The organism is Ginsengibacter hankyongi, assembly GCF_008710285.1.
Classification (GTDB): Bacteria; Bacteroidota; Bacteroidia; order Chitinophagales; family Chitinophagaceae; genus Ginsengibacter; species Ginsengibacter hankyongi.
Genome location: NZ_VYQF01000001.1, coordinates 1,960,571 through 1,983,966 on the forward strand (window position 1 = coordinate 1,960,571; position 23,396 = coordinate 1,983,966).

18 protein-coding genes are annotated in these 23,396 nt (G+C 37.0%); 12 read left to right on the plus strand and 6 right to left on the minus strand.

Annotated features, from left to right (window positions below; genetic code table 11):
• Positions 1-83 precede the first annotated feature (83 nt).
• The 3 genes from FW778_RS08295 to FW778_RS08305 all read left to right on the plus strand — a co-directional run bounded on the left by FW778_RS08295 (position 84) and on the right by FW778_RS08305 (position 3,587).
• Positions 84-860: an inositol monophosphatase family protein gene (locus FW778_RS08295; RefSeq protein WP_150414130.1), complete on the plus strand. Its 777-nt coding sequence runs from the start codon at positions 84-86 to the stop codon at positions 858-860.
• 159 nt (positions 861-1,019) lie between these two features.
• Positions 1,020-2,048 (plus strand): thiamine-phosphate kinase, encoded by a 1,029-nt coding sequence (thiL, locus tag FW778_RS08300; protein WP_150414131.1) that lies wholly within the window; start codon positions 1,020-1,022, stop codon positions 2,046-2,048.
• A gap of 75 nt (positions 2,049-2,123) precedes the next feature.
• The gene (locus tag FW778_RS08305; protein ID WP_150414132.1) at positions 2,124-3,587 is read left to right on the plus strand and encodes a S41 family peptidase; all 1,464 of its coding nucleotides are present in this window, start codon (positions 2,124-2,126) and stop codon (positions 3,585-3,587) included.
• A gap of 8 nt (positions 3,588-3,595) precedes the next feature.
• On the opposite strand, the gene nagA is transcribed toward FW778_RS08305, so the two are convergent.
• On the minus strand, positions 3,596-4,684 hold the full coding sequence (gene nagA / locus FW778_RS08310; RefSeq protein WP_150414133.1) for an N-acetylglucosamine-6-phosphate deacetylase: 1,089 nt from the start codon (positions 4,682-4,684) through the stop codon (positions 3,596-3,598).
• Positions 4,685-4,687: 3 nt separating this feature from the next.
• Positions 4,688-5,500: an amidohydrolase gene (locus tag FW778_RS08315; protein WP_150414134.1), complete on the minus strand. Its 813-nt coding sequence runs from the start codon at positions 5,498-5,500 to the stop codon at positions 4,688-4,690.
• A 183-nt stretch (positions 5,501-5,683) separates the two neighbouring features.
• On the opposite strand from FW778_RS08315, the gene FW778_RS08320 reads away from it, so the two are divergent.
• Both FW778_RS08320 and FW778_RS08325 read left to right on the plus strand, forming a co-directional pair.
• Positions 5,684-6,859 (plus strand): XRE family transcriptional regulator, encoded by a 1,176-nt coding sequence (locus tag FW778_RS08320; RefSeq protein WP_150414135.1) that lies wholly within the window; start codon positions 5,684-5,686, stop codon positions 6,857-6,859.
• A gap of 2 nt (positions 6,860-6,861) precedes the next feature.
• Positions 6,862-7,362 carry a DUF4411 family protein gene (locus FW778_RS08325; RefSeq protein ID WP_202552114.1) on the plus strand — a complete coding sequence of 167 codons (501 nt, stop codon included), beginning with the start codon at positions 6,862-6,864 and terminating at the stop codon, positions 7,360-7,362.
• Positions 7,363-7,415: 53 nt separating this feature from the next.
• On the opposite strand, the gene FW778_RS08330 is transcribed toward FW778_RS08325, so the two are convergent.
• The 3 genes from FW778_RS08330 to mqnC form a co-directional block, all read right to left on the minus strand.
• The gene (locus FW778_RS08330; RefSeq protein ID WP_150414137.1) at positions 7,416-7,895 is read right to left on the minus strand and encodes a regulatory protein RecX; all 480 of its coding nucleotides are present in this window, start codon (positions 7,893-7,895) and stop codon (positions 7,416-7,418) included.
• Between the two features lie 137 nt (positions 7,896-8,032).
• Complete coding sequence (locus FW778_RS08335; RefSeq protein WP_150414138.1) at positions 8,033-10,195, minus strand: S46 family peptidase; 2,163 nt, start codon at positions 10,193-10,195, stop codon at positions 8,033-8,035.
• Positions 10,196-10,306: 111 nt separating this feature from the next.
• Complete coding sequence (mqnC, locus tag FW778_RS08340) at positions 10,307-11,431, minus strand: cyclic dehypoxanthinyl futalosine synthase (protein WP_150414139.1); 1,125 nt, start codon at positions 11,429-11,431, stop codon at positions 10,307-10,309.
• Positions 11,432-11,515: 84 nt separating this feature from the next.
• Here mqnC and FW778_RS08345 point away from each other — a divergent pair, with 84 nt between their 5' ends.
• The 6 genes from FW778_RS08345 to FW778_RS08370 all read left to right on the plus strand — a co-directional run bounded on the left by FW778_RS08345 (position 11,516) and on the right by FW778_RS08370 (position 18,715).
• Positions 11,516-12,703 carry an aspartyl protease family protein gene (locus tag FW778_RS08345; protein WP_235906160.1) on the plus strand — a complete coding sequence of 396 codons (1,188 nt, stop codon included), beginning with the start codon at positions 11,516-11,518 and terminating at the stop codon, positions 12,701-12,703.
• Positions 12,704-12,760: 57 nt separating this feature from the next.
• The gene (locus FW778_RS08350) at positions 12,761-13,999 is read left to right on the plus strand and encodes a M16 family metallopeptidase (protein ID WP_150414140.1); all 1,239 of its coding nucleotides are present in this window, start codon (positions 12,761-12,763) and stop codon (positions 13,997-13,999) included.
• 51 nt (positions 14,000-14,050) lie between these two features.
• Entirely contained in the window at positions 14,051-15,355 is a 1,305-nt protein-coding gene (locus FW778_RS08355) for a M16 family metallopeptidase (RefSeq protein ID WP_150414141.1), read from the plus strand.
• 22 nt (positions 15,356-15,377) lie between these two features.
• Positions 15,378-15,722: a phage holin family protein gene (locus FW778_RS08360; protein WP_150414142.1), complete on the plus strand. Its 345-nt coding sequence runs from the start codon at positions 15,378-15,380 to the stop codon at positions 15,720-15,722.
• Between the two features lie 53 nt (positions 15,723-15,775).
• A complete protein-coding gene (locus FW778_RS08365) occupies positions 15,776-17,779 on the plus strand; it encodes an alpha-ketoacid dehydrogenase subunit alpha/beta (protein WP_150414143.1) in 2,004 nt (667 codons plus the stop codon).
• A gap of 72 nt (positions 17,780-17,851) precedes the next feature.
• Positions 17,852-18,715, plus strand: coding sequence for a helix-turn-helix domain-containing protein (locus FW778_RS08370; protein ID WP_150414144.1), 864 nt, complete (start codon positions 17,852-17,854; stop codon positions 18,713-18,715).
• 22 nt (positions 18,716-18,737) lie between these two features.
• Here FW778_RS08370 and FW778_RS08375 read toward each other — a convergent pair whose 3' ends face one another.
• The gene (locus FW778_RS08375) at positions 18,738-21,194 is read right to left on the minus strand and encodes an outer membrane beta-barrel family protein (protein ID WP_202552115.1); all 2,457 of its coding nucleotides are present in this window, start codon (positions 21,192-21,194) and stop codon (positions 18,738-18,740) included.
• A 217-nt stretch (positions 21,195-21,411) separates the two neighbouring features.
• Here FW778_RS08375 and FW778_RS08380 point away from each other — a divergent pair, with 217 nt between their 5' ends.
• On the plus strand, positions 21,412-23,376 hold the full coding sequence (locus FW778_RS08380) for a M1 family metallopeptidase (RefSeq protein ID WP_150414146.1): 1,965 nt from the start codon (positions 21,412-21,414) through the stop codon (positions 23,374-23,376).
• Positions 23,377-23,396 lie beyond the last annotated feature (20 nt).

Sequence of the window (23,396 nt, forward strand, 5' to 3'; positions counted from 1 at the left end):
AAATATAGGGTGATAACACTTTGCAATTAAACAATAAATCAATTAATCACGCAAAATAAATAAACATTTATAATCTTTGCGGAATGTATAAACAAACTCTCATTGAAGCAACAGAAGCCGGAGCATCGGAACTCATGCGATTCTTTAACGGTACATTTACCATTAGTAATAAAGAAGGTATAAATAATTTAGTGACCGAAGCAGACCATGCCGCTGATAAAGCAATCCAGGAAGTAATAAAAAAATCTTTTCCCGGTCATGGAATTGTTAGCGAAGAAACAGCAGAAAAGGTAACCGACAGCGAATTCAAATGGATTATTGACCCGATTGATGGTACGGTTAATTTTGCCAACGGCATTCCCATTTGCTGTGTCAGTATCGGGCTGGAGCAAAATGGCAAAATGCTTATGGGCGCTGTTTACAATCCCATATTTAAGGAATTTTATTTTGCTGAAAGAGGACAAGGCTCGACATTAAATGATAAGAAAATTTCCGTGAGCAATAAAACAGAAGTTCTAAGAAGTTGTTTGGTTACCGGGTTTCCTTATACGTATTTAGATCAGCCTAACGGACCGTTGCAGGTTTTCGAAAGATTAATAAGAAAAGGAATTCCCGTTAGAAGGCTTGGAAGCGCAGCGATAGATTTGTGCTGGGTTGCCGCAGGCCGTTTCGACGGATTTTATGAACACCAGTTAAATGCGTGGGACAGCGCTGCTGGTTTTATTATCGTTGAAGAAGCCGGGGGAAAGGTTACAGACTTAAAGGGAGACACTTATTCTCCCTATCAACCGGGGATAATTGCGACCAATGGAGTAATTCATGATGAATTGATCGAATGGGTGCAGGGGAATATTAGTTGATGTTTTCCCCTCCTTTGGAGAGGGGTTGGGGTGAATTATAAAGAAGGAGAACAACTTTTAAAAGTGATTTTCCGACTTAAAAAACATTAAGAAAAAAATAGAATGACGGGATTAGCGACATCGTACATCAAACATCGTACTTCGTACATATAAATAACTATGGCAGAAAGAACAGAAATATCATCACTCGGCGAATTTGGTCTTATCGATCATCTTACAAAAAATAATGAAATTAAAAATGCATCCACTATTGTAAGTGTTGGTGATGATGCTGCCGTTCTTGATCATTTTGGAAAGCAGGTGGTTGTTACTACAGATATGCTGGTAGAAGGAATTCACTTTGACTTGATGTACACGCCGTTAAAACATTTAGGATATAAAAGTGTAATCGTAAACCTCAGCGACGTGTACGCAATGAATGCAACTCCGCAACAGATAACGATGAGCATTGCTTTTAGTAACAGGTTTAGCGTTGAAGCTTTAGACGAATTTTACGAGGGCGTTTATGCGGCCTGCGACCGTTACAACGTTGATTTAATTGGTGGAGATACTTCCTCTTCACAAAAAGGGTTTATTATTTGTGTTACTGCAATTGGCGAAGTTGCGCCGGATAAATATGTAAAAAGAAGCACTGCAAAAATTGGTGATCTTATTTGCGTGAGCGGCGACCTGGGCGCAGCATTTCTTGGATTAACTATTTTAGAACGGGAGAAAAAGGTTTTCCTGGAAACGAAGGGCGTGCAACCTGATCTTGAAAACCAGGATTATATAATCGGCCGATTTTTAAAACCTGAGGCAAGAAAAGACATTATTGAATTTTTTGCGGCTAACAAAATTATTCCCACTTCAATGATTGATATTAGTGACGGATTAAGCAGTGAAATATTGCACATTTGCAAACAAAGTAAAACAGGTTGTGTTTTGTATGAAGAAAAAATTCCTGTAAACGATATGGCCCGGCAGTTTGCTTATAAATTGGAGATCGATCCAACAGCATGTGCGCTCAGCGGCGGCGAAGATTATGAATTGCTCTTTACCATTGACCAGAACGATTACAATAAAATTGTATCTAATGATAACATAAGTATAGTGGGTCATATAACAGAACAGGAGGAAGGCTGTCTCCTGGTTACAAAAGGCGGGAACACTCATAAACTTACAGCGCAGGGCTGGAATGCATTTAAGTAAATGTTATTGTTCTAAAAAATCTCATATTAAAGTATTACTATCGAATTACAGTATTTATACAGAGTTTTGCAAACCATGAGGCTTTTTTTTACCCTATTTATTGTTACTATTTTCTGTTCCTGCTCGGTTTCTAAAAATTATAATCCAGATAAAAAATATTCCAAAGAAGAATTACAGGAAGACTATAATTTACTATTGAAGATATTGGGGAAAAAGCATCCTTCATTGTACTGGTACACGTCCAGGGACAGCATGAATTACTTTTTCAAGGAAGGTTATAAATCAATTAAAGATTCAATGACTGAACTGCAATTTGGCTGGAAAATACTGGCCCCGCTTACTTCTGTCATCCATTGTGGCCACACCAGTTTTAGCATGAGCAAAGGCTGGAATAAATTTATAAGACATAAAAGAATACCTTCTTTCCCTTTATTTTTAAAAATATGGAAGGATACCATGGAGGTTATTTATAACCTCAACAGAAACGATTCCATTATAAAAAAAGGAACCATTATCACATCAATTAATGGAATAACTAGCGCAAATATTGTCAACATCATGTTCGATTATATGGTTGAAGACGGCTATTCTGAAAATGTAAATTATATCCGGCTCAGTACGAGCTTCCCATATTTTCACCGTAATATTTTCGGCTTATATAAAACATATAATATAGGTTATATCGATAGTGCCGGGGAACAAAAAAATATTTCGATTCCTTATTTTAACCCACCGGCGGATTCATTAAAGAAAATTGAAAAGCAGCAAAAAAATGAAAAGAAATTAAATAAAACCAGTAAGCGGGAAAATATCCGGTCACTGCAAATTGATACAACTTTCGCATTGATGACCATCAATAGTTTTTCTAAAGGGCACTTAAAGTATTTTTTCAAAAGATCTTTCAGGAAAATTCGTAAAAAGAAAATTACAAACTTAGTTATTGATATAAGAGCTAACGGTGGTGGAGATATTAATAATTATGTACTACTTACAAAGTTTCTAAGAAACTTGCCGTTCAAAGTTGCAGATTCAGCCTGGTCAAAAGGTAAAAATTTCGGACCGTATACAAGATATATAACGTCGGGTATTTTTAATAATATCGGCTTATCGGTTTTAACCCATAAGGGCAAGGACGGTAATTATCATTTTGGTTACTGGGAGCGACATACGTTTATGCCTAAACGAAGAAATCATTTCGATGGAAATGTCTATGTGCTTATCAATGGCCTAACTTTTTCTGCCGCCACACTTTTTTGCAACGCAGTAAAAGGCCAGCAAAACGTTACGTTAGTTGGCGAAGAAACAGGCGGCGGATGGTATGGAAACTCGGGCATTATGATTCCTGATATTAAATTGCCAAATACAAAACTGCGTGTACGCCTTCCTTTTTTTCGTATTGTGCAATACAATCATCTTAATGTAAAAGGTTCCGGGGTACTTCCGGATGTTTATATTACTCCCGTTTATAAAGACATAATTAATGACATTGATACAAAGATGGAATGGGTGAGAAAAACCGTTAAAGAAAAGGGAGAATGATTGTAAGCTTACACGCAATTTAGCACGTCAAATTTTTCATTCAGGAAAACTAAATCTGCTTTGTACCCTTTTTTAATATTACCTGTTTGCGTATCAATTCCTAAAACTTTTGCAGGATAAAGGCTTGCCATTCTTAATGCTTCGCCTAAAGTAATATCACATTGCTCCACGCAATTTTTTACAGCTTTTATCATCGTTAGTGCTGAGCCGCTAAGTATTCCGTTAGATTCATATTTATCGCCTTTTAGTTCATGGGGATAAGGCCCATCATTTGTTTCAGTAACAGCATCAGTTATTAATAATAATCTTTCGCCCATTAATTTTTTTGCCAAACGTATCATTGTAAAATCAACATGATAACCATCTGCTACGATGCTTACCATAACTTCCGGATGCAGCATTATAGCAGCAGGCAACCCCGGTTCACGGTGATGCAGAGGGCTCATGGCATTGAATAAATGAGTTGCAAGATGAATGTCTTTAAAAAAATCACTTGCTTCATTATAAGACGCATTGCTATGTCCTGCAGAAATAATTATACCGTAGCTTTTTATTAAGTCAATAATTTCTTTGGCGCAGACTTCAGGAGCAAGTGTTATCATTTTTACAGCTCCCTTTCCATATTCCAAGAGTTCTTTCACTTCATTCATTCCGGGTGAATGAATAAAACTTTCTATGTGGGCACCGCGTTTTATTTTATTAATCCATGGCCCCTCAATGTGTAAACCCGGAACTCCTTCCCCACCGCTTTTCCAGTATTCATGTATCGCATCAATTCCTTTTTTAAATACTTCTGTTGAGTTGGTTGCTATGGTTGGCAAAAAATATTTTGTTCCTCCATTATTGCAATGCGCTTTCATTGTATAAAGTGTATCTGCGGAAGGAGACACTGAAAATAATTTTGAAGAAGCACCATAGATTTGTATATCAATACATGCGGGAGCTAATATTGGCGCATGTTGTATTACTTTAATTGAAGCGGGCAAATCATTTAACGAAACAACATCTGCAATAAGATTATGTTCAATAATTACTGCTGAATTATTTTGCCATTCTTGTCCCGTAAAAAGTTTATCTGCTGAATAAGCGGTAAGCATAGATTACATATTTATGTTGAATGAATCAGCATCTTTCCAAAACGGAAATTTTTCTCTCACCTGGTTTAATTTGTCTTTCTGTAACATATAAGTAAAAATATCTTCCTCATCTTTTTTAATGTAAAGGACTTCGCCCAGCGGATCAATAATCATACTTTCCCCGCTATGATGGATTCCATTACCGTCGTCGCCAACCCTGTTTACACCGATAACATAACATTGATTTTCTATTGCCCTTGCAGTTAATAAAGTTTTCCATGCATGAATTCTTTGTTCAGGCCAGTTGGCAACATAAATTAGCAAATCATATTCAAGGGCCGAGTTGGAAGAAGATTGCCTCGCCCAAACAGGAAAGCGAAGATCATAACAAATCTGTAAATTTATTTTCCAGCCTTTTACAGAAGCAATCAATCTTTTGTTTCCTGGTTTAAAATGCGTGTGTTCGTTACCGTAAGCAAACAGATGCCTTTTATCATAACTGCCATATTCGCCGTTTGGTAACATCCAAATAAGACGATTGAAATAGTTGTTTTCATCCTGAGCGTTAGTCGGAGTGGCTTTTATCATCACACTGCCGGTAAGAATTACTTTTTTTTCGACAGCAATCTTTTTCATCCATTGGATAGTTTCACCATTCATTTCTTCTGCAAGTATTTCAGGCTTCATACTAAATCCTGTATTGAACATTTCAGGAAGAATAATTACTTCAGTTTTTTCTTTAATGCTTTCAATTTTTTTTGAAAGCATATCGAGGTTTGCTTTTTTATCTTCCCAGTGAAGATTGGTTTGAATGATGTTTATGGTGAGAGATGACATGCTGTAAAGTTATTGGATTGAGAAACAATAAGAAATCTACTGATTTAAACCTGTGATTTTGGAAGATTATGATAATAGATTAGTTTTAGTCGCGGTAAGTTAAGGTTTATCTTAAATTTACTCTGAATTGTGTGACAAGGTTCAGAATATTATATCTATCTCTTATTATTGCAAAAAATAATCATGTCTGACAAAGCCTTCGTAACCCCTAAAATCTTAAAATGGGCAAGGGAATCGGCCCGGATGTCTTTAGAGTCGGCGGCCTCGAAGATTTCTGTAAGCTCTGAAAAACTCGAAGATTGGGAAGAAGGAATAAGCCACCCAACAATTAAACAGGCTGAGTCTTTAGCAAAAGCGTATAGAAGACCCTTTGCAATATTTTTTCTTCCGGAAATCCCTAGAGATTTTCAAACATTACAAGACTTTCGTAGACAAACTGCAAAAAAGCTTGGAACAGCATCCATATTCATTATACGTGAAATTCAGCAAAAACAGAATTGGATTAGTGAATTATATTCAGAAAACGAAGAATCGCCCTTATCGTTTGTAGGAAAATATTCAATCAAATCAAGTGCCCAAAATGTAGCCAAAGATATTCTTGCAACACTTGAAATAGACCCACTTCACTACTTTACTGAAAATCCAATTAGGGAATGGATAACAAAAGCCGAGGCGAAGGGAATTTTTATTTCAAGGACAAGCTTTATTCATACAAGACTAAAATTAGATAGCGAAGAATTGCAAGGCTTTGCAATTTCTGATAAATTTGCGCCATTTATATTTATTAATTCGGAAGACTGGAACGCACCTCAGCTTTTTACCTTAGTGCATGAATTAGCCCATATCTGGATTGCTGCTTCAGGTATATCGAATGACATAGAACCCGAATTAAAACATAAAGACAAATTACATCCAATTGAATTATTCTGCAATGAAGTAGCAGCGAATGCCTTACTTCCCACAGAAATAATGGAAAATTTTGACCACTCTGTTTTTAATTCTTCAAAAGATATATTTAGTATTTCAAAAAAGTTAGGAGTAAGCTCATTTACGTTTCTTTATAGAGCGTTTTCACTTGACTTAATTTCTTTAGATAAATATAAAAAGCTAAAGAAACAGGCAGATGAAGACTTTCAAGCATTCTTATTGCGGGAAGAAGAGAAAGCAAATAAAACAAAAGAAAAAAAGAAAGGTGGTCCTGATTACTTTATGTTACTTGTAAATAAAAATAGTCATCTATTTACCAAAGTTGTTATGGATGCATTTCGTGGAGGATATATTCAACCTACACAAGCAAGTACTTTACTAAACACACAAGTAAATAATTTTTCAAAACTTGAAGCGTTTCTTTATAAATGAGTATGTCAGGTCAGAAATATTGTTTGGACGCTAACGTACTTATTCAGGCGTGGCAAAAATATTATTCTCCTAAATTTTGTTCTGACTATTGGAGTTTACTAAATGACTTCGGTGAAAATGAAAAGATATTTCTTCCCCAAAACGTTTTTGAAGAAATAATACGAACAGAAGATGAGTTAGCAACATGGTTAAAAAATAGCAAAATTCCAATATTTGAAGTAGATGGCGATGTTACCAATTGCCTAAAGAGGATTTATGCTGCTAATCCAATTCATCAATATCTAGTTGATAATACAAAACAGCGGTCTTTGGCTGATCCTTGGGTAATTGCTCATGCTTTAAAAGAAAATGCTTGCGTAGTTACCAAAGAGGAAAAAGTAACCGTTCCAAAAACTACAAGAATAAAAATTCCAAACGTCTGCGATAATATGGGCATTCGATGGATTAATGATTTTCAATTTGTAGAAGAATTAAATATACAATTCTCATGTTCCTTAATATAGACAGGTCAACCCGTTAAAAATTTTTTTCTAATGGTGTAGACTGAGCTTTTACTTTAGACTCTCTTCCCAATCTTCCCCACCTCCACTCTCACCAAATCATTTTCATACCCTTTCATCAATAAAAAATTCTGCAACTTTTTTTTCTTTATAAAAATATTTTTTTCGCTTGTGAGTGTTTTCATTTTTTGCTCAACCAGCTTTTTAAAAGTTTTTATATAATCAGCGTCATGGATTTCCTTCAGTGCTTTTTTAATACAATAATCACTTACCTGTTTTTGTTTAAGCGCCTGCTTTATTTTATTCTTCCCCCAATGCTTTATCCTGAATTTTCCGCCTGCATAATGAATGGCAAAACGTTCTTCATTTAAATAATTTTCTCCTATTAAATGAGCAATAATTTCATCAACTTCTTTTCTATGCAAACCGAATGAATACAATTTATCTTTTACTTCAGCATGGCATCTTTCCTGGTAGGCACAGTACTGTTTTATTTTAGGTATTGCCTGATCAGGAGTGAAATTTTGTAAAGCCATTATCAAAAATAATTAAATTAAAAAGTAACTAACGTGAGTAATGGCCGTTAGGTGTTCTTCCAAAGAAAGGCGTTGGGGCAAGGAAAAAAATGCGCTGTCTTTAACGGACAACGCATTTCATTATCATAGGTAATTCTTTATCGAACGAGTTTTAATTCATTAATAATATTTTTTGCATTGCCCAGTTTATCAATGCACCAAAGTACATAACGGATATCAACACAAATGGTTCGGTTCAAATCTTTATCAAACTGAATTTTATGGCTGAGCGCTTCGTAGTTTCCATCAAATGCAAGGCCAATGAGATTGCCTTTGCCATCTATAACTGGTGAGCCGGAGTTGCCGCCGGTTATATCATTTGTGGTTATAAAGTCAGTAACCAAATCATTTCTTGCTTTATCAATATATTGCCCGAAATCACGCTTCTTCAACAAATCAATTTCTTTTGAAGGAAGATCAAATTCATAATCGCCGGGAACATATTTTTCTAAAACACCTTTGCTGGTTGTTTCATAATCATAATGAACAGCATCACGGGGATTATAGCTTTTTACATTACCATAACTTACCCGCATGCTGAAGTTAGCATCGGGATACATCTTCTTTACCGCCGCAGGATTCATTTCCATAATGCCTTTTAAATATAACCGGCCAAGGTCATTATTCTTTGCAACAAAATCGCTATAGTCCTTGCTGTATTTTAAAATATAATTTTGTATAAACGCGGAAGCATAAGCAAAGGCCGGATCGTTTTGCAAAGTAACCGCATCGGGGTTCGCATTAAAAGCCGCCCATTTAGCAGAATCCAAAATCATAGTATTTTCAAACATTGAATTGGCCCACGCCCTAAAAGTTGCCTCATCGTCCAATGAGCCAAACTTATCTTTTATGCCCTGGTAAAAACCTATGGGGTGCTGGCTTTTGTCCACGTCAGTGTAATACATCATTGCAGTTGCGGCAACAATTTTTTTATCGCTGGGAAGGTCTTCTTCTGCCAGGAAAGTTTTTCTTTCTTCATTTGCAGCATCCAAGGCCTTTTTTACATCAGCCTGCGTTTTGCCCTGTTGGGTTAAAGCCCGTTCGACAGCCATTAAAGAAGAAGCAAAATCAACGAGCGACGAACCTAAAATTCCTTCCAGCACATACATTCTTTCTTTTGCATAAGACGTCCATGCCGCATAATTTTTTTCGTAGTCACTCAATACATTTTGATATTCAGGTTTGTCTTTTGCCCAGGCACCAAATTTTGCTTCTGCATTTTGTTTGTTTTCATACACATGATATTTTTCCAGCTGCTTGGTTTCACCATCAAAAAATTTATAATAGTTGGCAACAGAAGCATAATTTTCCGCAAGCTTTAATTTAACTGCAGGATCTTTTATCATTTCTGCATGCATATATTTCAGGCGAATGTCACGAAGGTGTACCAATGATGGATTATCAATTTCATTTTTCAATTTTATACCATAAGAAGTTTCATAACGGTTAGTGCCGCCGGGATACCCATAGATCATAGAAAAATCACCATCTTTATAACCCTTTAAAGAAACAGGTAAAAACCATTTTGGTTTCATAGGAACATTATCGGCGCTGTAGGTAGCGGGCTTTCCGTCTTTAGCTGTATATATCCTGAAGATTGAATAATCGCAGGTATGACGCGGCCACTCCCAGTTATCGGTATCACCGCCAAACTTGCCAATGCTTTCAGGAGGAGCGCCAACAAGTCTTATATCTTTATAAATTTTATAGACGTACATAATGTATTGATTACCCTTAAACATGCTGTAAACCTTACCCGATATTCCATTAGTGGTGTCTAAAACTTTATCTGTAATTTGTTTATAAACGTCGGCGGTTTTCTTCGCCCGGTCTGTGTAGTTCAAACCTTTCAAGGCACTTTCAACCTCGTTCGTAACATCTGTTATTCTTTCTAAAAAAGTTACCGTAAGATCAGATTTTATTTCCTGGTCTTTCGAGTAAGCGTAAAATCCGTCTTTTAAATAATTATGTTCAACCGTGCTCGAGCCCGCAATAACACCATAGCCACAATGGTGATTGGTAAATATTAAACCCTGGTTGCTTACAATTTCACCGGTGCAGCCGCCGCCAAAAATAACAACGGCATCTTTTATGGAAGGCTTATTAATGCTATACAATTGTTCCTTTGTAAGCTTAAGTCCATGCTTTACCATATCATCATATACCTGTTGGCCAAGCAACATAGGAAGCCACATCCCTTCATCGGCACTTGCTTTAAAGAGAGAAAAGCATAAAATAATGGCAATCGAGATTTTCCTCATTATTTATAATGTTAGATTTGAAAAATAAATTAGCGTTGTAAAATACTAATTATGCCAAAAATAAATGGAACGATTACAGGAGCGGTAACGCTATTAAAGTGGCAGATGCATTTAGTAGTTGATGGTCTGTTCTTCAATTAATTCAGGTATTTCCCTGAATTCATATTGTTGATTTCTTAGTTGGGGTTCAAAGCCTGCTTCTCTTATTGCTTCCTGGATTCCTTTGCTGGTAAACCTGTGTGGGGCACCGGCAGCGCTTACAACATTTTCTTCGATCATAATGCTTCCGAAATCATTGGCGCCTGCATGAAGACACAGTTGGGCCACCTGCTTGCCAACCGTTAGCCAACTTGCCTGTATATTTTTTACATTAGGCAGCATGATCCTGCTCATGGCAATCATCCTGATATATTCTTCTGGTGTAGTAAGATTATGCACGCCTCTTATTTTTGCAAGAAGTGTATCTACGTCCTGGAATGTCCAGGGAATAAATGCTAAAAATCCTTTTGCGCCTTCAGGTTTTTTTGCCTGTACCTCTCTTAATTTAACCAGGTGCTCAAATCTTTCTTCAATCGTTTCCACATGGCCAAACATCATCGTAGCCGAGGTGGTAAGATTAAGCTTATGCGCTTCGGTCATAATATCCAGCCATTCCTGTGTGCCGCATTTGCCTTTGCTAATCAGGCGTCTAACCCTATCAGTTAGTATTTCCGCTCCGGGGCCAGGCAAGGAATCAAGACCTGCTTCTTTCAATGCAATCAAAACTTCGCGGTGTGTTGATTTGGAAATCTTCGTTATATGTGCAATTTCCGGTGGACCAAGTGCATGCAATTTTAAATTCGGATATAATTTTTTTAATTGCTTAAAGAGGTCAACGTAATAATCAAGTCCAAGGCCGGGATGGTGGCCTCCCTGTAACAGAAGCTGTTCGCCGCCATAGCGAAAGGTTTCATCAATTTTTCTTTTATAAGTTTCTATATCGGTTATGTACGCTTCTTCATGGCCGGGAACTCTATAGAAATTGCAGAACTTGCAATTGGCAATGCACACGTTAGTTGTATTTACATTCCTGTCGATAATCCACGTTACTTTATTATGGGGCACCTGTATTTTTCTGAGCTCATTGGCAATGAGCATTAACTCGGACAACGCAGCATTATTAAATAAAAAGGTGCCTTCTTCAACTGAGAGGTCTTCAAATCGCATAGCTTTTTGAAGAAGCTGGGAAATATTCATAATCTTTTATTTACATCAAACGTATTTACCGTTCGTAAAAACATGCACAAAAATACGTGCATATAACTTAATTTCAGTACTGCTATGATAAGGGGATTGCTTTTAATAACATTCGTATTTCTCTTTTGCTTTTCAAATGGCCAGGTAATAACTTATGAGAAGCCAGCACATTTGCTTACCAAATTTCCTTTTAAACAACTTACTGGTGGTGTTATTCTTGTCCAGGCACGGTTCAATAATATTGCCCAGCCGTTTAATTTTATTCTTGACACTGGTAGCGGAGCAATTTCACTTGACTCTTCAACAGCAGCGGAATTTAATATCCCACACGCTCCGTCGGGGAAGACAATAAATGGTATTGCTGGCACAACCGAAGTTGATTATAGCCAGAATAATAAACTCGTATTACCCGGCCTTACGGTAGATAGTCTTGATTTTTACATTAATAACTATGATATTCTCAGTAGTGTGTATGGCGAAAAAATTGATGGGATTATCGGGTATAGTTTTCTGAGCCGGTATATTGTAAAAATTAATTATGATAGCCTGAAAATTGAAGTATATAGCCAGGGCAAAGTTCCATATCCAAGAAGCGGGTATTTGTTACACCCGCTTTTCACCGCATTGCCCATTCAGCCGCTCATTATTAAAGATGCAAGAACAGTTAACGCAAATTTCTATATCGATACCGGCGCGGGTCTTTGCTTTCTAATGAGTAAACAATTTGAGGAAGATAGCCAGGTTTTAAAAAAGAGCCGCAAGCCCGTTTTCATCCAGGTGCAGGGCCTTGGCGGAAAAAAACAAATGTTGCTCACCATAATTAAAGGAGTGCAAATTGGCCCTTATAAATTCAGGAAAGTGCCAACCAATATACTCGATGATGAATTCAATGCAACTTCCTATCCTTTTTTAGGCGGAGTCATTGGCAACGACATTTTACGCCGGTTCAATGTTGTGTTTAATTATGCAAAACGGGAAATTCACCTGTTGCCCAACAGCCATTTCAACGATGATTTTGATTATTCGTATACCGGTCTCAATCTGTATTATGTAGATGGAAAAATTGTTTTGGATGAAGTAATTAATAAATCCCCGGCGTACAAGGCCGGGCTTAAAAAAGATGATGTAATTGTTGCAGTGAACACAAATTTCAGCAACGATATAAATATTTATAAAAATTTAATGCAGGTGGTGGGCCAAAAAATAACGCTGCTTGTTTACCGGAATAATGTGCCAATGCTGTTTTCATTCCATGTTGGCCGCATATATTAGCAATACTTTTCAAATTCTTTTTGGGAAAATGAATTGGTTTGGCTCAAATTTGCTGCCATGATAAAATTTGAAAAATTCACTTTAAATAATGGCCTCAGGGTAATTGTGCATGTAGATAAAAGCACGCCTATGGCAGTTCTTGATGTTATTTACGATGTGGGAGCCCGGGATGAAGAACCCGGCAAAACCGGCTTTGCTCATTTGTTTGAACACCTGATGTTTGGCGGCAGCGTGAATATTCCTTCTTATGATGAACCATTACAAATGGCAGGTGGAGAAAATAATGCATATACCACCAACGATCTCACCAATTATTATTTGCAGCTTCCGACGGAAAATCTTGAAACTGCTTTCTGGCTTGAAAGTGACAGGATGCTTTCTCTTGCCTTTGATGAAAATTCTCTGGAAGTTCAAAGAAAAGTTGTTGTTGAAGAATTTAAAGAACACTATATAAACAAACCTTATGGCGATGTATGGCATAAGATGCGGGAGCTTGCTTATAAAGTGCATCCCTATAAATGGATGACGATCGGAAAGGAATTAAGTCACGTTGAGAATGCACAACTGCAGGATGTAAAAAATTTCTTTTTTAAACATTATACACCTGCAAATGCCATACTAACGGTGGCTGGTAACGTAAGCGTAGACGAAGTAAAAAGACTTGCGGAAAAATGGTTTGGGAATATTCCGGCAGGAAACAAATATGTAAGAAACCTTCCTCAGGAGCCAAAGCAAACCGAACCGGCTTTTCTTGAAGTGAAAGCGCCTGTTCCGTTAGATGCTCTATATAAATGCTGGCATATTTCTTCAAGGCTCGATCAAAGATATTATGCAACGGATCTTATAACTGAAATATTAGGAGGCGGCGCCTCTTCAAGATTATATCAAAGCCTCGTAAAAGAGCAGCAGTTGTTTAGTAATATTCAATGTTCTCATTTTGGAAGTATTGATGCAGGTCTTCTTTTTATTGATGGAAAATTAGTAAAAGGAATAACAATGCAACAAGCCGAAAAAGCAATTAATGTTGAATTGGATAAAATTAAGAATCAATTAGTTGAAAAATCGGAATTAGAAAAAGTAAAAAACAAAACAGAAAGTTTGATGGCTTTTGAAGATATTAGTCTTGTTAACCGGGCAAACAGTCTTGCCACTTATGAACTACTTGGCGATGCCGATTTAATGAATAAAGAATTGGAAAGATACCAGGCTGTAACAGTTGATGAAATTCAAAAGGAATGCAAAGCTGTTTTTGTTGATGAAAACTGCAGCACAATGTATTACTTAAGTGATAATTAATTGGACTGAAAATTACTGAACCAATATTATTACTCCCCTAAATTAAAAAAAATGAACCCCATTATAGATACGAATTTGGTTTTGAACAGAACAATACCACCCCCAATTAAAGATGCGGTAGAATTTAATCTTACATTAAAACCTTATACTAAATATGCTCTTTCAAACGGAGCACCGGTATATTACATTAATGATGGAACAGAAGAAGTGGCCCTTGTTGAAATAGTTTTTAATGCCGGCAATTCTTTTGAAAATAAAAACCTTATCGCTTCGGCCACTAATTATCTTTTAAAAAATGGTACCAGTAAAAAAACGGCGCTTGAAATAAATGAACATTTTGAATATTATGGAGCTTATTTAAATCGCACCTGCAATAATGAAACGACGGTTCTAACGCTTCATTGTTTATCGAAACATCTCAACGTATTGCTCCCGGTAATAAAGGAAATACTTACAGATTCCGTTTTCCCTGAAGAGGAATTGGCAATATTTAAGCAGAACAGTATTCAACACCTTTCCGTTAATCTTAAGAAATGTGATTTTGTTGCGAATAGGCTTATAGATCAATATTTGTATGGCGCCCAACATCCTTATGGAAGAGTAAGCAGCGTTGAAGATATCCAGGCTATTACACGGGAAGATTTGGTGAATTTTTTTGCAAACTTTTATCGTAAGGCAAGCTGTAAAATTTTTGCAGCCGGCAAGCTTCCCGCAGATTTTGAAAACCTTTTGAATGAATCTTTTGGTGAGCTGCATCTCAATGAAAATATTACTTCCGTTATCCACAAAACAGAAATGGTTGCAGAAAAAAAATCAAGAATAAATAATGATCCGAATGGCGTACAGGGTGCAGTTCGTATTGCCCGCCCTTTTCCCAACAGGCATCATCCTGATTTTAAAAGAGCATCGGTGCTGAATACTTTATTCGGAGGATTTTTTGGCTCAAGACTTATGAGTAATATAAGAGAAGAAAAAGGATACACGTATGGCATACATAGCTTTCTTGAAAATCATATTCGTGAGAGTGCATGGGTTATCAGTACCGAAGCAGGAAAAGATGTTTGCGAGGCAACCATTGAAGAAGTATATAAAGAAATGAAAATATTGAGAGAAGAGTTAATTGATGATGAAGAATTGCTGTTGGTAAAAAATTATATCATGGGAGCCCATCTCGGTGATATTGATGGCCCGTTCCAGGTTATAGCAAGATGGAAGAGTTTAATCTTAAATGATCTTGATGAAACATATTTTTATGATTCAATGAGTACCATAAAAAATATTTCAGCAGAAGAACTAAAAGAGCTTGCAAATAAGTATTTGCAACCCGAAGAATTTTTTGAGTTGGTGGTAATTTGATTTAGCTTTCATAAAAAATGCTATGAAATTTCTTATTCGTCTGCTTATTACTGCTGCTGTAGCTTATGGTTTATCCATGATTTTAAGCCCGCACGTAATTATAGATTCTTACATAACTGCACTAATTTTTTCACTCGTACTTGCATTTCTGAATGCTATATTGAAACCGATTTTAATTCTTCTTACATTACCAATAACCATTCTCACATTGGGTATTTTTCTGCTGGTATTAAATGTATTAATGATTATGCTTGCGGATAAAATGGTAGAAGGAATTCACATCGAAGGATTTTTATGGGCATTTATATTTGGTCTTTTGTTGTCCCTTTTATCTTCAATGTTAACTAATCTTGAAAAGAAGATCTGATAATCATTCTTTCTGTCTTTTTTATTTACCATTGAATAGCTGAAATTTGTACTATGCAATTCCAGAGAAACGAACTTCCAGAAGGAACACTAATTGATCTTTATAAAAAGCTTCTTTATCCGCGGATGATTGAAGAGAAGATGCTTTTTTTATTACGCCAGGGAAAAATTTCAAAATGGTTTAGCGGCATCGGGCAGGAGGCAATATCTGTTGGTGTGACTTATGCTTTGCAGCCCGATGAATGGATAATGCCTTTGCATAGAAACCTTGGCGTGTTCACTGGTCGTAATATGCCCCTGCATATATTGATTGCACAATGGCAGGGCGCCGAAGAAGGCTACAGTAAAGGACGTGAGCGTAGTTTTCATTTTGGAAATAAGGAACATTATATCTGCGGAATGATTTCGCACCTGGGTCCGCAATTAGCCGTTGCAGATGGAGTAGCGCTTGCTGCCAAATTAAAAAAGGAAGAAAAAGTTTCCGTAGCATTTACCGGCGAAGGAGGAACAAGCGAAGGTGATTTTCATGAAGCTTTGAATGTTGCTGCCGTGTGGGATTTGCCGGTAATATTTATAATTGAAAATAACGGTTATGCCTTAAGTACGCCGATTAATGAACAATACCGTTGCAAGAATTTGGCGGACAAGGCTAAAGGTTATGGAATGGAGGGCGTGCAAATTGATGGCAATAATATTTTAACCGTTTATGAAACAATAAAGGGCGTTCGTGATTATTGTATCCAAAATCAAAAACCTTTTTTAATTGAATGCATGACCTTTAGAATGCGGGGTCATGAAGAGGCGAGCGGCGTGAAATATGTTCCCAAAGAAATGTTTGCGGAATGGATAGAAAAGGATCCCATAAAAAACTATGAACGTTTTCTACTGGAAGAAGAAATTGTGGATAACCTAACGCTTGCGCATATACGCGATGAATTAAAAGAAAGGATTGAAGAAGGATTAAAAGCAAGCCCGTTGTCTCATGAGGAAGAGTCCGGTATATCTGTTAATTCAGCAAATGAGTTAAAAGATGTTTATGCTCCCGTTCGAAAGGCAGAAAGGCTTATAGAAGTAGATGGTTATGTTTTTTCAAAAAAAGAAACCCGCTTTGTTGATGCGATAAAAGAAGGATTGCATCAATCAATGTTGAAGCATCCGAATCTTATTTTAATGGGACAGGATATTGCAGAATATGGCGGAGCCTTTAAAGTGACCGAAGGCTTTGTAAATGAGTTTGGAAAAGAAAGAGTTCGCAATACGCCATTATGTGAAAGCGCTATTGTTGGAACAGCCTTAGGCCTAAGCCTGGAAGGATTTAAAAGTGTAATGGAAATGCAGTTCGCAGATTTTGTTACCGTAGGGTTTAATCAAATCATAAATAACCTTGCGAAAATCCATTATCGATGGGGACAAAATGCGGACGTTGTAATCCGCATGCCAACAGGCGCTGGCGTAGGTGCAGGGCCTTTTCACAGCCAGAGCAATGAAGCGTGGTTTGTTCATACGCCTGGGTTAAAAGTTGTTTATCCGTCCACTCCTCATGATGCAAAAGGATTAATGATCGCTGCCATTAATGATCCCAATCCAGTCATGTTTTTTGAACACAAAGCGTTATACAGAAGTATGACTGGGGAGGTACCTGAAGAATATTATGAAGTAGAAATCGGGAAGGCACGACAAGTTCGTATAGGCTGGGACGTTAGTATAATTACTTATGGCATGGGGGTTATTTGGGCAACGGAATATGCAGATACGCATCCGGAAATTTCAATAGACATTCTTGACCTGAGAACATTGATGCCATTAGATTACAAGGCGATAAGAACCTCTGTAAACAATACAGGAAAAGCGCTGGTGCTTCATGAGGACACCTACACTGGTGGAATAGGCGGAGAAATTGCTGCATGGATTGCGCAAAATTGTTTTGAATTCCTGGATTCGCCTGTTATGCGCTGCGCATCGCTCGATACGCCGGTTCCATTTAATATTGAGCTTGAGAAAAATTTTCTTGCTAAATCAAGACTTGATGAAACGATTCAAAAACTGATTAATTATTAATGAAGAAGTTTACGCTAGAATAAGGCCGTTTAAATAAAACTGAATTTTTTTGAGCTCGATGGCTATATCTTTATGCATATACCGTTACTTGTGCAGCACATCGAGTTTTTTGATATCAATCATTTTGAAAATTATTATCACCGGGTAAAGCCATGCAAAGAGGTTGCACATTTCGTAGATTTTTTTTGGGAGACAAAATTTGAAAATTTGCTCAGGGAAAATCCGCAGGGATTTTCTGATGCATTATTCCCGAATATTGGCTATACTTATCTCATTAACCTCGGCACCCCATTTGTGATGCAGGTAGACGAAAAAAGTTTCGAAATGAAATCCGATGGATTTTTGCCGAGAAACAAATCCATTGAATGTTTTCATAGTAAGGATAACCACTTATTTGGAATTAAGTTTAAGGTGTCTCCTGTTATATTTGAAAAGAAAATAAATTTTTCTGAATACCGTGAATACATTTTCCCATTAAGCTATTTACTCGATCAGGCTATTATTACTAAAGTTAAAGTCGCAAAAGATTTCAATGAAAGAGTGTCTGTTTTAAACACGCATTTCAGGGATATACTTGAAAAACATCCTGTGTATTTGCGGCCTATTCACATTGTTACAGAAATATTAGAAGAGTGTAACGCCACCAATAATTTTATAACGCCCATTCAAACGTTTGCTGCAAAATATAATATTTCTACGCGTACGCTTCAACGTTATTTTGAAATAACTACCAGCATTAGCAGTAAACAGGCGCTGCAAATCTTACGTATCAGAAAGGCTACGCATCACCTTGCAACTTCACCGGCTGACTTCCATTTTTCATTATACGGATATTATGATAAAAGCCATTTTTATAAACATCTTAAAAAATTTTTGCAGAAAAAAACACTTCAAAATTTAAGGCCACATTTAAAATTATTGGAAGGATTACGTTAACTTTTATAAGAGTAAGCAATTATTAATTACCGGCCCTTTGCCTTTCTTCTTCCGATCCCGTGGTTCTTCTTCTTGCGCCTTGTACGGTACTCTTACCAAACCTATAGGTGAAAGTTACTGTGCCAACGCGGCTCTCACGGAAAGCATGCCAGCGCTCAATATATTTCCCGGGGTAAGTAATTACCGCTTTAGGCAGGTTGGTCCAGAAAACATCTGTAACATTAAAACGTAAAGTGCCTTTATTATTTAAAATTGTTTTTTGCACACCTGGGGAAAGCGCCCACTGTGGCCTGGCAACCATATAACCATCACGGCCACCCGAATTAAAGTTGACATTTAGTTCTGCAGTCCAACCTTTTTTAAAAGTGAAATTGTTATTTGTCTTGACGTTGGCGGCCGGTGCTCCCTTATTTAAAGCAGAACCGCCTAGGTTACCACGGAAATGATTATAGTAAAAATCTGCATTGTTAATCATATTCCACCACGAAGTGAGGTGAACGGGTGCTGAAACAGATAAACCTACATAATCAGAAGATTCAAGGTTAACTGGGATCTCAACTGTTATATTTGAATCAGCAAAATGACTATTGGGAAATACATCTTTAAATTTAGCAATAGCAATATTCATCACATCTTTTGTGCGGCTATAACTCAAGGCAAAATTGAAATTGTTCACGGTATAATTTAGTTCGTACGACCACGTGAACTGCGGTAATAAACCCGTGTTGCCAGTATTATAAGTGCTCACATCTATTAAAAATAAAAATGGATTTAATAAGCCATAATTTGGCCGGTCAATTCGCCTGCTAACGGAAACGCCTAAGGTTTGATCTTTATTTATTTTATAATTAAAAAAAGCACTGGGGAATAATTGAAAATAAGAGGAGTCAAAATGAATATCTCCTTTCTCCTGGTGTGTTTTAAGAATAGTTTGCTCCCCTCTTAACCCTAACTGAACATTAAATTTTTTATACTCCTTGCTAAAATTGACATATCCAGCATTATTAAATTCTTCATATAAAAAATGATTCGTTTTGGTGGTATCATTTTGCGGTGTACCGTTGCTTGCATCAAAAAACTTTGCATCATTGTCTGAAGATACGTCGCTGGTTTTAAAGCCGGCTTCCAGCTTTGCGCCGTTTTTAAAAGGATTTACATAGTCTGCTTTCGTAGTTTTAAGAGTAAGTTTTCCTTTTTGATTTCCTAACAATATGTAGGAAGGTTGCATCTTAGTTCCATCCAGGTTATAATAGTCTGTGGAGTTGTTGGTTAAAGCATTTGAATGATATACACCGTAATCTATATCTGCGGTAAGTTCCTTTCCGGTGCTATCAAAAGTGTGTTTGAAGTTGATGTTGCCTACCGTATTGTTATTTCCTGATGTGCTGTTTTCGTGAGTTTGAAACGTATATGAAGGATTTTTTTGATTATCGATAACCGTAGAATTATTTGTATTGAAGTTATGATAGTTGACAAAATTGCTGTTTACAACAAAACCAATAATTGTTTTTTTATCCATAAAAAAATCTGCGCCGAGCCTCGCTACATGAAAGTTTAAAGGAAATGTTGTGTAATTGTCTTTTTTATCTTCTCCGTCGAATACTCCGTGGGTATAAAAATTCCTATCAAGAATAAGGTGGTTTAATCCTTTGCGGTAAGCGTAATTATAGTTTCCAAATACATTCACTTTTTTATTGCGATAATTGAAATACATTCCTGCATTTGACTTTGGATAAACGCCCTGGCCATAGCCAGCGGTGATACTACCGTTAGCGCCTAAACGCTGATCCTTTTTCATGTGAATATCAATAATCCCTGAATTGCCTGCTGCATCATATTTTGCCGAAGGATTCGTAATTATATCAATGCGATCTATTGCGTCCGATGGAAGGCCGCGGAGATAATTCGCCAGGTCCGTACCTGACATTGGAGTTGTTTTTCCATCTATCATAATTATAACGCCCTGTTTACCTCTCAGGCTGATAACATCATTCTGATCAATATTTACGCCTGGAGAACGTTCCAGCACATCCATTGCTGAACTGCCGGTATTAATAATGCTGTTATCAACATTCACCACAATACGATCTGATAATTTTTGAATGAAAGGTTTTTTTGCTGCAATAACCACCTCTCTCATTTCAGCAGTTTTTTGATTTAATAAAATCGTTACCTCTTTTTTATTGCCTGGTGAAACATTGATGGGAGCGGAATACCCGGCAACATGATTTACCAACGTGGCTTTTATAAAATAAGAGCCAAAAGGGACAAGCTCAAATTCAGCAATGCCTTTATCATTTGTGATATCAAGTTTTATCAACGTTGAATCTTTGCTTTTAATTAGGGCGACCGTGGCATTTTCTATCGCGTTGTGTTTTTCATTTTTTATTGCAACGGTTATACTACCGCCATTGCCCGTTTGAGCATTAACTAAAGCACTTAAAACAATAAATATAGAAAACGCGATGACTGTTTTCATGTAAATAATTTGTTGCAAAATGTGCATAAAACAAATCATTACAAACGATAGAATTATCAAACTCAAAAGTTAACCGATGAGCGGGTTAATTGTAAAAAGAGGCTGTCGCAATTTTACACGGAGCGTATAGAACTATGTAATAAAATGACAAATTTTTCCGGATTTGTTTTTTGAATCTTTTACTTTGCATTCCATAATTTAAAAAACCTTATCTCTGATGAAATATAAAAAACTTTTTTTCGCGCTTTTCTTTTCTTTGTTAATCATTTACTCTTTTGGTCAGCAACAAACTACAGTTGCATCGTTATATAATCCAAAGGAAGTTTTTGCGCAAAACTTTTATAAAAATAAAGGAAATGAAATCCGTTCCGCGAATGGCGCACCCGGACCTAAGTATTGGCAAAACCGTGCAGATTATAACCTCCAGGCTGCGATAGACACCGTTAAGAACGAGCTTAGTTGTAATGAAACTATTCACTATACTAACAATAGCCCCGACTCTCTGCCATCACTATGGATTCAACTTGATCAAAATACTTACCGTGAAGATGCCCGCTCTAATTTTTATTCCGGACCCGGGGCAGAGCAACACACAAAAGGTTTCCAGTTTGAGAGTATAACGGTCACGTATAAGGGAAAATCATTTAATGCTGATTATATAATCACTGATACAAGAATGCAGATTCGTTTGCCACGGGCACTATCTTCTAAAAGTAAAATTGATATCAGCATAAAATATCATTACAGTATTTCGATTTTCGGAGGAAGAACGGATTACCTGATGACGAAAAACGGAAAAATTTATGAAATGGCACAATGGTATCCCCGCGCGTGTGTGTATGATAATCTGGAAGGCTGGAATACATTACCCTTTTTAGGCAGCGGCGAATTTTATTGTGAATATGGAGACTTTGATTACACGGTTACTGTTCCCAATGATATGATTGTAGCAGGAAGTGGTGAATTGCAAAATGAAAATGAAGTTCTTTCAGATCAACAAATACAAAGGCTTGCGGCAGCAAGAAAAAGTGATAAGACTGTAATGATAAGGACCGTTGGTGAAGTAAATCGGAGAACAGCGCATTATGTAAGCAACGGAACTAAAATGTGGCACTTTAAAATGTATAATTCGAGAGATGTGGCATTTGGTGCATCCAAAGCTTATGTATGGGATGCCGCCAGGGTTAATTTACCTGGAGGTAAAAAATCATTGGCAATGTCGGTATACCCGGTTGAAAGCGCCGGTGAAGACGCATGGGGAAGAGCTACCGAATATCTTAAAAAATCTATTGAATTTTTTTCCACTAATTATTTCGTGTATCCCTGGCCGGTAGCCGTTAATGAAGCGGGTACAGCCGGTGGTATGGAATACCCGGGAATTGTTTTTGATGGCTGGCGTGATAAAGCAGGAGAGTTATATTGGGTAACTGCGCACGAAATAGGCCACAACTGGTTTCCCATGATTGTAGGCAGCAATGAAAGAAGGTATGCTTTTATGGATGAGGGATTCAATACTTTTATAGATGTATATGCAGCAGATGATTTTAATAAAGGTGAGTATGCGCCCAAGCGGGATGGTGAGTATGCGCCGGGCAAGGGAAATCCTGCTGACGAAATTATTCCATATTTAAAAGATGCCGAAGCTCCAACTATGATGGCCCGGGCCGATGCTGTCATAGAAAAATATCGCCATCCCATTGAATATTTTAAGCCTGCATTTGGGTTGGTTTTACTTCGTGAAGTGATACTTGGGCATGACAGGTTTGATTATGCATTTAAAAAATATATTGAACATTGGGCTTTCAAACATCCTTCTCCTGATGATTTTTTCAGAACAATGAATAATGAAGGTGGAGAAGATCTTAACTGGTTCTGGAGGGAATGGTTTCAAAATAACTGGCAACTTGATTTAACGATTCAATCAGTTTCTTATAGAAATAATGATTATAAACGCGGGGCAGATATAACGATTGTCAATCTTCAAAAAATGGCTATGCCTTTTAATATTGAAATTGTTTTGAAAGATGGCAGCAAACAAAATTTGCAATTACCTGTTGAAACATGGCTGCAAAGCGCAGTGCATACGATTCATTTACCAACAACGCAGCCTTTACAATCTGTAACTATTGATCCTGCAGCTATGTTGCCGGATAGTAACAGGGGGAATAATTCCTGGGAATAGTAATAATTATCAGATAAAAA

Coding starts and splice junctions, on each gene's coding strand:
- FW778_RS08295 (WP_150414130.1), top strand. CDS start 84: ATGTATAAACAAACTCTCATTGAAGCAACAGAAGCCGGAGCATCGGAA.
- thiL (WP_150414131.1), top strand. CDS start 1,020: ATGGCAGAAAGAACAGAAATATCATCACTCGGCGAATTTGGTCTTATC.
- FW778_RS08305 (WP_150414132.1), top strand. CDS start 2,124: ATGAGGCTTTTTTTTACCCTATTTATTGTTACTATTTTCTGTTCCTGC.
- nagA (WP_150414133.1), bottom strand. CDS start 4,684: ATGCTTACCGCTTATTCAGCAGATAAACTTTTTACGGGACAAGAATGG.
- FW778_RS08315 (WP_150414134.1), bottom strand. CDS start 5,500: ATGTCATCTCTCACCATAAACATCATTCAAACCAATCTTCACTGGGAA.
- FW778_RS08320 (WP_150414135.1), top strand. CDS start 5,684: ATGTCTGACAAAGCCTTCGTAACCCCTAAAATCTTAAAATGGGCAAGG.
- FW778_RS08325 (WP_202552114.1), top strand. CDS start 6,862: ATGTCAGGTCAGAAATATTGTTTGGACGCTAACGTACTTATTCAGGCG.
- FW778_RS08330 (WP_150414137.1), bottom strand. CDS start 7,895: ATGGCTTTACAAAATTTCACTCCTGATCAGGCAATACCTAAAATAAAA.
- FW778_RS08335 (WP_150414138.1), bottom strand. CDS start 10,195: ATGAGGAAAATCTCGATTGCCATTATTTTATGCTTTTCTCTCTTTAAA.
- mqnC (WP_150414139.1), bottom strand. CDS start 11,431: ATGAATATTTCCCAGCTTCTTCAAAAAGCTATGCGATTTGAAGACCTC.
- FW778_RS08345 (WP_235906160.1), top strand. CDS start 11,516: ATGATAAGGGGATTGCTTTTAATAACATTCGTATTTCTCTTTTGCTTT.
- FW778_RS08350 (WP_150414140.1), top strand. CDS start 12,761: ATGATAAAATTTGAAAAATTCACTTTAAATAATGGCCTCAGGGTAATT.
- FW778_RS08355 (WP_150414141.1), top strand. CDS start 14,051: ATGAACCCCATTATAGATACGAATTTGGTTTTGAACAGAACAATACCA.
- FW778_RS08360 (WP_150414142.1), top strand. CDS start 15,378: ATGAAATTTCTTATTCGTCTGCTTATTACTGCTGCTGTAGCTTATGGT.
- FW778_RS08365 (WP_150414143.1), top strand. CDS start 15,776: ATGCAATTCCAGAGAAACGAACTTCCAGAAGGAACACTAATTGATCTT.
- FW778_RS08370 (WP_150414144.1), top strand. CDS start 17,852: ATGCATATACCGTTACTTGTGCAGCACATCGAGTTTTTTGATATCAAT.
- FW778_RS08375 (WP_202552115.1), bottom strand. CDS start 21,194: ATGAAAACAGTCATCGCGTTTTCTATATTTATTGTTTTAAGTGCTTTA.
- FW778_RS08380 (WP_150414146.1), top strand. CDS start 21,412: ATGAAATATAAAAAACTTTTTTTCGCGCTTTTCTTTTCTTTGTTAATC.